This is a genomic window from Staphylococcus sp. HMSC34C02 (genome assembly GCF_001838705.1).
GTDB lineage: Bacteria > Bacillota > Bacilli > Staphylococcales > Staphylococcaceae > Staphylococcus > Staphylococcus borealis.
Window position 1 is genome coordinate 25,088 of record NZ_KV838586.1, and the last position, 11,960, is coordinate 37,047.

Sequence of the window (11,960 nt, forward strand, 5' to 3'; positions counted from 1 at the left end):
AATTTTATGATTTCATCTGATACTTCTCTATTATGATGTACAGTCTGGGACATAAATAATATAATAATGCTATCTAGCAATTTCGCAGTAGCTGACTGAACTGAGAAGGCGCTTAAATCGAGCTTTTCTCAGTTCTAGTCATCCTTGCGGGGGTGGGACAACGAATTTAAAAGAATTCTGTCCCACTCCCTCTTTTCCTGTATATTTAGATTCTCTATAAGTTTTAGGGCTATCACCTAACAAATATTTTAAGGAGCGTGACGAACTATTTGATACACTTCCATCTGAATGTGTACCATCTTGTAAGTCACCATAAATATTTAACACTTCTATATTTTTATGATTATAACTATTTTTAAGACCTAATAATTCTTTATAATTTGCGTTCATTTTACTCGGTTTACCATTTTTATCAACAGATATTTCATTTACTTTTTCATTTAAATTTAAAACACCATTATATGTACTAGCTATGTTTACTTCTTTTTGAAGTTGAGGCAATTCATTGTCATTCCCATAATATTTCATAAAGTAAGCAAATGATAAATTCCCCATTGAATGTGCTACGAAATTATAATGCTCTATATGATATTTGTCTTTCATTTGAGTGAGTACATTTTTAATATTTTTGGCATTTTGTGCTACATCCCCATTTTTATTATCTTCAAATAATATTTTGATAATTGGATTGTTTGACCTCTTCGAGATATTGCCTCTAAACTGAACTTCTCCATTGGTTGAAACATTTGCTGTAACAACATCCTTAGTCACACCTTTAGTTACTGCTTGATTGACCATATATTTTTCGGAATGATTCGTTCCTCCATACCCATGCATAAACAATGTTGCAACCTGCTTTTGATTATTATTCTGATAATTAGATGAATGATTACGATTTGTTTGACAACCAACTATCGTAAATATCAATATGCTTATAATTAAACTAAAAATAATGGTTTTAAAAGTGCTCATAATATCATACTCCAATAGGTTTTCTATAAGTATAAATGATATTGTTATAAATATGAAAATTAAGTTAGTTAGTTAATTTAAATACGCATGTTAATGAACTAAATATAAATTGCTAATTTATTGTAGTAATAGGATTAAACTATTAATAAAGAAATAGGACAGAGATCAGCTTGATATAAGCATTTTCTCTGCCCTAATTGATTGAATATAATAGTTTTGAGGCGGAACAACGAATTTATTTTAATTTCTGTCCGGCTCTTATTTAATTTCCTTACTTTCCGCTAGTTCTTTGTACCAATATGCACTCTTCTTAGGATAACGTTCTTGTGTTTCAAAGTCGACATAAAATAGACCATATCGTTTTTCATAACCATTTGACCATGAGAAGACGTCCATTAATGACCATAGGAAGTAACCTTTTACATTGGCACCATCACGAATAGCATCAGAAATGACTTCAAGATGTTTTTTCACATAATCTATACGAGCGTCATCATCTACCGTTTTACGTTCTTCATCAAATTGGTCTTTGTATCCAAGTCCATTCTCAGTAATGTAGATTTTATGATAATTTGGATAATCTTTAACTACACGCATGATTTGATCATATAATCCTTTTGGATAAATCATCCAGTCCCAATCAGTACCGGGGTACGTCAACATCAAATTCACGTTGACCTACACCTTTGAGTTGATATTTAGAACCACCTTTATCACCTGTGGCATTATGCGTAATTTCAGATTCACCTTCATAACCTCTCATCCAATCACTCATGTAGTAATTGATACCTAAGAAGTCATTTAAATCTTTGGCCGCATCCAATACTTTATAATCTTCTTCTGGTATATCTAATTTACCACCATTAACAGATAAAATGTGTTGAACGCCTTCCATAGTTTCACGAGAATATTTACCAAGATAAGTTGCATCTAAGATAAATTTATTGTGAATGATATCTTCTAATTCAGCTGCTCTAACATCTTCTGGATTTGTTGGATCATAAGGGTATTTAGTTGGCAATGCGTGTACGACTCCAATTTCACCACTATAGCCATTATCCTTAAATAACTTCACAGCTTTTGCATGTGCGACCATCATGTTGTGGTGTGATTGAAACACTTTAGCAAAGTCATACTTAATTCCTGGTGGAAATTTACCCACTAAATATTGACCATCACCAATAGGCCCAATTTCATTAAATGTAGTCCAATAATTAACTTCTTCAAATTCTTCGAAACAGAATTTTGCATACTCTACAAAGTAATCGATTGTTTTACGATTTAAAAAGTCGCCATCACTATGCAATGTTTCTGGAGTATCAAAGTGGTGCAATGTTACAAATGGCTCTACATGTCTTTTATGACATTCTTTAAATAAATTATGATAGTATTCTACACCTTTAGGATTAACTTCACCATATCCTTTAGGGAATATGCGTGACCATGCAATCGAAATACGAATACCATTCACACCAAATTTTTCACTTAATTCTAAATCAATAGGATATTTATTGTAAAAATCACTTGCTGGTTCAGCTGTATACCAATAGTTTTCTTCAAGATAAGTGTCCCATGCTACACGACCTTTTCCATCTGTTTTAGTCGCGCCTTCTGCTTGATAAGCCGCTGTCGCACCACCGAATATAAAATCTTCTGGTAATTTTTTCATTATACTTTCATCTCCTAATTATTTTTCAAATTGTTGTTGAACGAAGTCTAATGCTGCTTTGCCATCTCGAGTTAAATTAATATATTCAACACCCTGTGTTTTAGCTAATTTAATACCTAGTCGATCTGTATCTTGCTTAATGTCTTCATAATTTGAAGCAACTTGAGGCGCTAAAATAATTAATTGATAATCTTTCATAATATCCATATGCGCACCATAACCGCCTGCTGCTGCTTTAACAGGAACATTATAGTCTTCAGCTGCTTTATTTAAAGCGTTAGCTAATAAACCGCTAGTTCCTCCACCAGCACATAGAACAAGTACATTGGTTTGTTCTGTGATGTTACTTTGTTGCGTTTCATTCTTATTGAATGCTTCATCTTGACCTGTTTGAGAATGACTTGTATCAGTCGCACCAGCTGATGCTAGGATGGCATCTGCTTTTTTAGTATCAAAGTTTGCTGCTACTTTGTTTTGCAACTCATTATTAGCAGTTTTATTTCCTAATTCTTCTTCTAAAATTTGTTCATCATACACTTTTACAAATGGGTAGTAAATAATTACATCTACTACAATTAAGACGATAGCAAGTACAAATGACCAAAATGCAAAACCAGTACCCATCACGATACCTAATGGACCTGGTGTAGTCCATGGTAAGAAGATACTAAAACTGTTCATTCCTAATACATCTACGAAGAACTTAAAGATCCATACGTTTGCAATTGGGGCAAAGATAAACGGAATAAAGAACACTGGGTTTAACACTAATGGTGCACCAAATAAAATTGGTTCATTGACACCAAAGAATGTAGGTACTACAGATGCTCTACCAATCGCTTTATTACGTTTCGATTTAGTTAGCCACATAAACATAAATGGCACGACTAACGTTGCACCAGTTCCCCCCATAGTAACAACGAACATTTGAGTACCTGGTGTAATAACGTTATTAGCATGTTCTCCAGCTTGAATTAAATGTAAGTTCGCTTCTAAGTTAGCATACGTGATAGCTGCTATAGCTGGTTCTACGATTGACGGACCGTGAATACCAACGAACCAGAAGAATGCAAAGGCACCAAAGATAATAGTTACACCAACCCAACCATCTGCTGCAGTAAACAATGGTTCAAATAATTTTAATACACCATTGGCTACATTCGTATGTACAGTAGCTCTCACAATTAAATCTAACGCATATAAAATAATGATTACTGCTGATAGAGGAAATATATCTTTGAACACTTGCGAAATGTTAGGTGGAACTTCTTTCGGCATTTTGATTGTAATATCACGTTTGATAAAGAAGTTATATACAATCACAGTAATAAATGCTGATAGAAATGCTGTTAATAAACCTTTCGTTCCCATAAATCCACTTAAGAATCCACCATCTTTTGCAGGATCCGCTGCTAGGAATAAAAAGCCACACATTGCTGCCATCATAGTTGAGATAAAGTTAATTTGATTTGTTTTATCCAATTTCCGGTTAAACGAATCAGTCAATGATTTAGCAGTCGTACCTGCTACTATAAAACCAACAATGCCCATCGTATAGTTGTATGGTTTCATAAGAATTCCTTCCATTGTTTTACTCCATGTGAAACCAAACACGTTAGGAACATAGGTAACTAAAATAAAGATACTAGAGAATAAGATAATTGGGATTGCTGCGATAAATCCATCACGAATAGCTCTTAAATAAATATTACGAGATATTTTTTCAAAGAACGGTTTTCCTTTCTCAATCCAAGCAATTAATTTGTTCATAGCATTCAACTCTCTCTTCTATATAATTCTAATAGATGTTTCATTAAATCTTTTAATAGTAGTGTTGTCATTAAATGGTCTTGACCGTGCATCATTGTAACGCTATATGCGATATCTTCGCCTTGTGCTTCCTTAGCTAACAAACTTGTTTGCGCTTTATGTGCATTTGCAATACATTCGTTTGCTTCTTCAGTTAATTGGTCTGCTTTATCTAACTCACCATTTTTAGCTGCAGTTAATGCCTCTAATAATTTTGAACGTGCATCTCCAGCATATGCTACAATTTCAAACCCTAGTAATTGCACTTCTTCTCTATTCATTATGATGTGCCCCCTTTAAATGATTTATTTTGATTTCCATGATGTTGCAGTTGATTCTAATACTTTATTAAGATCATCAATATTTTTGAATCCAGTAGTGCGTAACCATTTACGTGCAGCTGCTTCGCCTTCTTCGATATACACTTTTACTGCACCTGACCAAGTAGCACGTCCACAAAGTACACCATTAAATTTCGCACCAGCTTCATGTGCAAATTTCAATGTTTCTTGGAATAATTCTGCAGAAACACCAGCACTTAAATAGATATATGGTAAATGTGTTGAACCTTCTTGATCACGGAAATGTTGCGCCGCTTCTTCTTTGCTATAAACAACTTCACCTTCTGTAAATCCTTCTACAAAGTTCATATTTACCGGTACTTCAACTTTAAGTACATCTACATTAAATCGTTCTTCGGAAAATAATTTCATAGCTTCATTGACTTTACGAGGTTTTACTTTCGCGAATTCAGCACTTTTATTATCCGGAATATTATCATCATAAGTAAGTACTTCTAGGAAGAATGGGATATCTTCTGCTACACACTCAGATCCGATTCTTTCAATATATGCTTTCTTTTGAATATTAATGTCTTCTGAATCATCAACATCATAGTAAAGTAAAAATTTAACCGCATTAGCGCCTTGTTCTTTTAAACGTTTTGCTGACCATTCAACTAGGCAGTCTGGTAAACGTCCTTTAGCATTTACGTCATAACCTGTTTTTTCGTAGGCTAATAATAATCCACAGTCTTTGTTACGCGCTTCAGATGCTGGAAGACCATATTCAGGGTCTAATAAAATTGACGAAGCATATTGTGTTAATTCTTCAGATACTAATACTTTTAGTTGTTCAATTTGTTCAACAGTTGGTTCTTCTGTTTGATGCTCAGCCATCATTCTTTTCAAAGCACCACGTTGGTCAAACGCTAAAGCTGAGATAACGCCTTCTTGATTACTCAATTGCTCTATTGATGCTAATTTTTGTTGTGATTTAGTCATTAATTACACCTCTATAACTTCAATTTGTTGGAAAATTTCGTCAAATTTATGTACATCAATATGTCCAGTTTGACTTTCCATTGCATTTAATATTCCAAATGCATTGGCTTTTTTTAATAGTACGTCATCCTCATCTTGATGAATTAAACCTGATGCAATACCTGCTACAGTTGAATCACCTGATCCAACAGGATTCACCACATCTATGCGAGGAATATTTACTTTATAGTAGTTGTTATGATGTTTGGCGAATGCACCTTCGCTTCCTAGTGAAACGATAATCCACGCTATACCATCAAATATGGGTTGATTAACTGCATCTTTTAGGCACTCAATTTCTGAGGTTACTTTCGTTTGTAACAATTGTGCCAACTCATCGATGTTAGGTTTGATTACAGTTGGTTTATAATCACTTAGCAAAACATCTAACAAAGATTGACCTGAACTATCTAAGATAGTAAATTTCTGATGCTGTTCGGCTAACTGAATTAAATCGGCATAATAATCCGACTTCAATCCTCTTGGTAAACTACCAGACATCGCAATGACGTTAGCTTTTGTTAATAATCTGGCCAAATGCGTTTTAAATTCTGACGCTTCTAGCTCAGTGATTGAAGGTCCTTGTTCAAGAATCTCAGTCTGTTGTCCCTCATGAAGAATAGCAATACAATTTCGTGTTTCTTCATTAATCTTAAAAAAGTGATGATTAATTTGATTGGCGTTCAATTGCTGCTCTATAAATTCGCCCAACTTGCCACCTAAGAAACCACTTGCTATCACATCTTCACCATATTCTGATAAAACACGAGTTACATTTAACCCTTTGCCCCCCGCAGTTTTTATCGTGTTATTAACACGATTCACTGTATCAAGACTAAAATGGTCTAGAGAATATGAAATATCTATCGAAGGATTTAGTGTTAACGTTAGAATCATAGATTGTCACCCTTAATCGTGATATTCACCTTTGTCCCATTTTTCTAAAAATTCATCGAAGAAATGAGGATCAGCTTGTTTATCATTATGTGCTTCTAAATGCTCAATTTTAGCTATTAATTTTTTATTCTCTTCGCTTGGTTTATATTCCGCTTTGATGAAAGCATCTACAATATCAAAAATGAATAATTCACCTACGATTTTTCCACCAAAACTAACAACATTCGCATTTAATTCCTCTTTTGAATAAAGCGCTGTTGTCATATCACGAACTAAAGCAGTACGTACGCCTGGTACTTTGTTAGCAGCGTTACTAATACCAACACCTGTTCCACAAATACATACACCTAAATCCGCTTCAACGCTTGTTACAGCTTCACCCACTTTTTTACCAAAAATTGGATAGTGTGTTCTTGTAAAATCATATGTTCCTACATCAATTACTTCATGTCCTTGTTCTTTTAAATGTTTTGAAACTGCCATTTTTGTGTCTGTTACAATATGATCGCAACCAATAGCTATTTTCATTTTAAAGTCCTCCTATTTAGCACATTTTATTTAACATATCTACACGGATTTGATGACGACCACCGTCATAGTGTCCATTGACAAATTCTTTAGCAACATGCTTAGCAAGCATATCTCCAACAATTTCTGACCCCATCGTAATCATGCGTGCATTATTATGACCACGTGTCATATAAGCAGATCTTTCATCTGAAACTTCTGCTGCAACCATTCCTTTGATTTTCGTAGCGACCATGAAACTTCCTGCGCCATAAGCATCAATTGCAATGCCTAAATTCTCATCATTCTTTCGAACTTCTTGCGCAACGGCTAGTGTTGAATCAACAAAGTCAACATCTTTACCTTCTGTTACATCTAATACTTCATGATTATTCTCTTTTAAAAATGCTTTGACTACTTCTTTGAGTCGTTTACCGTCTACATCTGAACCAATAATAACTGTCATAACCATTCTCCTTTAATAAATTGATTCACATATATGTGTCTATCTTTATATTGTGAAAAAGCGCTTTCAACTCTTTATGTTTAAATTATAAACATAAACAAACAAATAATCAACATTAAATGTTTGAATATTGTTTGATAATTAGTTGTTTTAAACAAAAATGTTTTGTTTTATGTTTATTTATCTTTTTGAAATATAAAAAAGCCTAATATTGTTTAATTTCAAACAATATCAGGCTTAAAGTGTAATTTACTCAATCACTTCAGTATGTAATTTTAATTTCTCTATGTTATCAACATCGACCTTATCAATTATGACTGCAGTTAAATCGTCTAACCTACACAATTGGGTAAAGTCTTCTTTCCCTAATTTTGATGAGTCTATTAGTAAGTACTTTTCAACTGATCGCTCTAAAGCCAATTGTTGGGTATACGCTTCATCGACTGTTGATGTAAGAACATCTGCATCTTTAATGCCATTACAACTAAAAAACATTTTGCTAAAACGTTTTGTTTTAAGCAGTGCATTGGCCATTTCACCTACAAATGACTCAGTTAACGCCCTCATTTCCCCACCAAGTAAATAAACTTTAAAATCAATTGATCTTTTTTCAAACAATATTTTGAACACTGGGAAACAATTTGTAATAACTGTTAGTGATTTTAACTCCATGATTTCGGCTAAACATTCTATTGTCGTACCAGGTCCAAGAAAAATCGTATCGTTTTCTTCGATTAAATGAATGGCTTTTCGTGCAACGTTTCGTTTTTCTTCTATATTGTGTGTGTGTTTCTCTTGATGTGACTTCTCTTTAAATTGAAACATAGCATTACTTCTTGCGCCCCCATGAATTTTGGTAAGTAATCCTTTTTCTTCAAGTTCAGCTAAATCACGTCTTACTGTCATATCCGATACATTTAATTCTTCTACAATCTCATTAGTTCTAACAGTGCCTCTTTGATTTACGAGTTTAGTTATTTCATCTAAACGATCGTATTTATTCATTCAACTCTTCACTTCCCACATCACATTTTCAAGTAAATGATATACATTGGATACTTGAATTTATTAAAATTAATTCGCACATATTAATTTTATACTATAAATCAAGTGAACTCTAACATTTTTATCAATGCGCTTACATTTAAATCTTATATTTAGAAAGCAATTTCTAGAAAGTATATCTGATAGTATGCTGTAATAAGTATATAAGTAATATTAAATATAATTCTATCAAAAGTTAGAATCAATTTGTGTATATGGAGTGTTTTGAATGAGTAATAAGATCGAAAAGTTAAAAGAAATTGTAGATAAATCAAATCATATTGTCTTCTTCACTGGCGCTGGTGTTTCTGTTGCAAGTGGAATTCCAGATTTTCGCTCAATGGGTGGATTATTTGATGAAATATCCAAAGACGGCTATTCTCCAGAATATTTATTAAGTATTGACCATCTTAATGATAATAAAGAAAGCTTTATTGATTTTTATCATAAGCGTTTACTTGTAGCTGATAAAAAACCTAATATTGTTCATGAATGGATTGCAGAGTTAGAAAAAGAAGGTAAATCTTTGGGTGTCATCACTCAAAACATTGATGGCTTACATGAAGATGCAGGAAGTCAACATATCGATGAAATTCATGGCACACTCAATCGATTCTATTGTATTAAGTGTGGTGAGGAATACACAAAATCTTATGTCATGGATCATGAATTAAGATATTGTGAATCATGTGGTGACGTTATTCGACCAGACATTGTCTTATATGGTGAAATGTTGGATCAACCAACTGTTTTTCGTGCGCTTGATAAAATCCAAAAGACTGACACTGTCATCGTATTAGGTTCATCACTTGTAGTACAACCAGCAGCTGGATTCATCTCAAACTTTACTGGTGATCATTTAGTTATCATTAATCGAGATAAAACACCATACGATAGAAAAGCAGACTTAGTCATTCATAATGATATGACAGAAGTTGTTGAGGAAGTATTTAAAAATTAAAAAGATAATTCAAAGAGGCTGGGACATAAATAATATAATGAAGCTATTTTTGCAAATTCGCAGTAGCTGACTGAACTTAGAAGGCGCTTAAATCAAGCTTTTCTCAGTTCTATCATCCTTGCCGGCGGGGCCCCAACACAAAAAATCACGAAAGTGATTTTACAAGCTAAGCAAGGTTGGGGTTCGGGGCCCCAACAAAGAGAATTTCTTAAAGAAATTCTACAAGCAAAGCAAGTTGGGAGAGGGACAACGAATTTAAAAAGAATTCTATCCCACTCCCTTTTATGCATATAAAAAAGCACTTCTCAAAATTGAGAAGTGCTTTACTCGTTCTATTGGAACACAACTTGCTGACGCAATTTGCGTACCAAATCTGTAAGCGAATAAATTCGCAACAGCTTTGGCAATTAACGTTTTGAGAATTGTGGAGAACGACGTGCTTTTTTAAGACCTGGTTTTTTACGTTCTTTCATACGTGGGTCACGAGTTAATAGACCTGCGCGTTTTAATGAACCTCTGTATTCAGGATCTGCTTCTAATAATGCACGTGCGATTCCGTGACGGATAGCTTGTGCTTGTCCAGTGAAACCACCACCGTGTACGTTAACTAATACATCATAGTTACCTTTAGTTTCTGTAACATCAAATGGTTGGTTTAAGTCTAAGATTAATGATTCGAATGGTAAGTACTCACGTACGTCACGTTCGTTAACTGTAATATTACCTTCACCTGGTACTAAACGTACACGTGCTACTGAGTTTTTACGACGGCCTGTGCCTCTATATTCAACTTGTGCCAATGTCATTTCCTCCTTCTAATTAACCACGTAACTCGTAGTTTTCTGGTTGTTGTGCAGCGTGTGGATGTTCAGCGCCACCATATACAAATAATTTTTTACCTTGTTTTTCACCTAAACGTGAACTTGGTAACATACCTTTGATTGATGTTTCAAGTAAACGTTCTGGGTTATTACGTTTTAATTCACCAGCAGTAACTGATTTGATACCACCTGGGTGATTTGAGTGACGGTAATAGATTTTATCTGATTCTTTTTTACCAGTTAATTCGATTTTAGCAGCGTTGATGATGATGACATAATCACCTGTGTCAACGTGTGGTGTGTAAGTTACTTTATTTTTACCGCGTAAGATAGATGCTACTTCAGATGATAAACGACCTAATGTTTGGCCTTCAGCATCAATAACATACCATTTGCGCTCAATGTTTGATTCATTTGCCATAAATGTTTGACGCATAATAATTGTCCTCCTAAAAATAAATGCTTCGTTTTAGATTACAGGTACGTATCGCAGTCGAACCTACGAACGAGGCCTGCAATCTATTCATTCTGTTACGATTTCAAAGCGTAAATGTTCATTTATTTTATTCCTGTATAATTTGCTTATATATCTTGTAACACAATAAGTTTCCGGGGCTTATCATGGGGTGGATATAAAACAATACCGTTAACTATGTTATATTTTATAGCTCCGTTTGTCAATGCAATTTAATCATTTTGTAGTGATTTTTTACGATGAATTTTAATATTATCTCCAAAGTCTGTTGTTAAGCCTTTCTCTGAGAGATATATCTTCTCTAAATAAAGCCCTTCTGCCGGAGCAGTAAATGGTACATTATCTCTATTTTTTTCATTTAATAATGTCGGTACTTCATTAGGGTTACGCTTACCTTTTCCAACTTCAATTAAAAACGCTACTAACACGCGAACCATATTATATAAGAAACCGGATCCAGTCACTACATAATCAAAGCCCTCATCGGTTATGATGATTTCACTTTGATACAACGTTCGCACTTTACTTTCAACTTCAGTCTTTTGAGAACAAAATCCTGTAAAATCGTGTGTTCCAATAAAATGCTTCGCAGCTTCGTTCATTTTAGAATAATCTAAATCTTCTTTGATAAATGTCTTTAGCCCACTTTCAAAAGGATTACGATGAGATCCTTGATAGACTCTATAACGATATCGTTTACCAACACAGTCGTAACGACAATGAAATTGATCATCGACGTGTTGGACATCATTCACATATATATCGTCTGGTAACGCACGATTCATTGCATACTTCCATTGCTTAGGTTCAATGTTTAATTCAGTATCAAAGTGAAAAAACTGTTCATAAGCATGCACACCTCTGTCAGTGCGACTAGAAGGATGAATTCGGACATGGCGGCGATGCATACGCTTTAATATTTTTTCGAATTGTTGCTGGACCGTTCTTCCTTGTTGCTGAATTTGGAAGCCCAGAAATTGACTTCCTTGATAAGAAATATTAACGAGTATACGCACT

At 34.1% G+C, this 11,960-nt stretch carries 12 protein-coding genes and 1 pseudogene; 1 reads left to right on the forward strand and 12 read right to left on the reverse strand.

The window, feature by feature from the left end:
* Positions 1 to 138: 138 nt before the first annotated feature.
* From HMPREF3239_RS07780 to HMPREF3239_RS07820, 9 genes and pseudogenes are all read right to left on the reverse strand, one after another.
* Positions 139 to 972 (reverse strand): alpha/beta hydrolase, encoded by an 834-nt coding sequence (locus HMPREF3239_RS07780; RefSeq protein ID WP_070855262.1) that lies wholly within the window; start codon positions 970 to 972, stop codon positions 139 to 141.
* A gap of 258 nt (positions 973 to 1,230) precedes the next feature.
* Positions 1,231 to 2,644 (reverse strand): annotated as a pseudogene (lacG, locus tag HMPREF3239_RS07785) (6-phospho-beta-galactosidase).
* A 15-nt stretch (positions 2,645 to 2,659) separates the two neighbouring features.
* The gene (locus HMPREF3239_RS07790; protein WP_053028539.1) at positions 2,660 to 4,411 is read right to left on the reverse strand and encodes a lactose-specific PTS transporter subunit EIIC; all 1,752 of its coding nucleotides are present in this window, start codon (positions 4,409 to 4,411) and stop codon (positions 2,660 to 2,662) included.
* 5 nt (positions 4,412 to 4,416) lie between these two features.
* Positions 4,417 to 4,731 (reverse strand): PTS lactose/cellobiose transporter subunit IIA, encoded by a 315-nt coding sequence (locus HMPREF3239_RS07795; protein ID WP_053028540.1) that lies wholly within the window; start codon positions 4,729 to 4,731, stop codon positions 4,417 to 4,419.
* Positions 4,732 to 4,755: 24 nt separating this feature from the next.
* A complete protein-coding gene (gene lacD, locus HMPREF3239_RS07800) occupies positions 4,756 to 5,733 on the reverse strand; it encodes a tagatose-bisphosphate aldolase (RefSeq protein WP_070855263.1) in 978 nt (325 codons plus the stop codon).
* A gap of 3 nt (positions 5,734 to 5,736) precedes the next feature.
* Positions 5,737 to 6,669: a tagatose-6-phosphate kinase gene (locus tag HMPREF3239_RS07805; protein WP_070855264.1), complete on the reverse strand. Its 933-nt coding sequence runs from the start codon at positions 6,667 to 6,669 to the stop codon at positions 5,737 to 5,739.
* 12 nt (positions 6,670 to 6,681) lie between these two features.
* Positions 6,682 to 7,197 (reverse strand): galactose-6-phosphate isomerase subunit LacB, encoded by a 516-nt coding sequence (gene lacB / locus HMPREF3239_RS07810; RefSeq protein ID WP_070855265.1) that lies wholly within the window; start codon positions 7,195 to 7,197, stop codon positions 6,682 to 6,684.
* A gap of 16 nt (positions 7,198 to 7,213) precedes the next feature.
* Positions 7,214 to 7,642, reverse strand: coding sequence for a galactose-6-phosphate isomerase subunit LacA (gene lacA / locus HMPREF3239_RS07815; RefSeq protein ID WP_070855266.1), 429 nt, complete (start codon positions 7,640 to 7,642; stop codon positions 7,214 to 7,216).
* Between the two features lie 249 nt (positions 7,643 to 7,891).
* Positions 7,892 to 8,647 (reverse strand): DeoR/GlpR family DNA-binding transcription regulator, encoded by a 756-nt coding sequence (locus tag HMPREF3239_RS07820; protein WP_053028544.1) that lies wholly within the window; start codon positions 8,645 to 8,647, stop codon positions 7,892 to 7,894.
* A gap of 268 nt (positions 8,648 to 8,915) precedes the next feature.
* Between HMPREF3239_RS07820 and HMPREF3239_RS07825 the strand changes: the two genes are divergently transcribed.
* Positions 8,916 to 9,647: an NAD-dependent protein deacylase gene (locus HMPREF3239_RS07825; protein WP_070855267.1), complete on the forward strand. Its 732-nt coding sequence runs from the start codon at positions 8,916 to 8,918 to the stop codon at positions 9,645 to 9,647.
* A 407-nt stretch (positions 9,648 to 10,054) separates the two neighbouring features.
* On the opposite strand, the gene rpsI is transcribed toward HMPREF3239_RS07825, so the two are convergent.
* From rpsI to truA, 3 genes are all read right to left on the reverse strand, one after another.
* Complete coding sequence (gene rpsI, locus HMPREF3239_RS07830; protein WP_011275150.1) at positions 10,055 to 10,447, reverse strand: 30S ribosomal protein S9; 393 nt, start codon at positions 10,445 to 10,447, stop codon at positions 10,055 to 10,057.
* Positions 10,448 to 10,466: 19 nt separating this feature from the next.
* Positions 10,467 to 10,904 (reverse strand): 50S ribosomal protein L13, encoded by a 438-nt coding sequence (gene rplM, locus HMPREF3239_RS07835; protein WP_011275149.1) that lies wholly within the window; start codon positions 10,902 to 10,904, stop codon positions 10,467 to 10,469.
* A gap of 251 nt (positions 10,905 to 11,155) precedes the next feature.
* Positions 11,156 to 11,959: a tRNA pseudouridine(38-40) synthase TruA gene (truA, locus tag HMPREF3239_RS07840; RefSeq protein ID WP_070855268.1), complete on the reverse strand. Its 804-nt coding sequence runs from the start codon at positions 11,957 to 11,959 to the stop codon at positions 11,156 to 11,158.
* Between the last annotated feature and the right edge of the window lies 1 nt (position 11,960).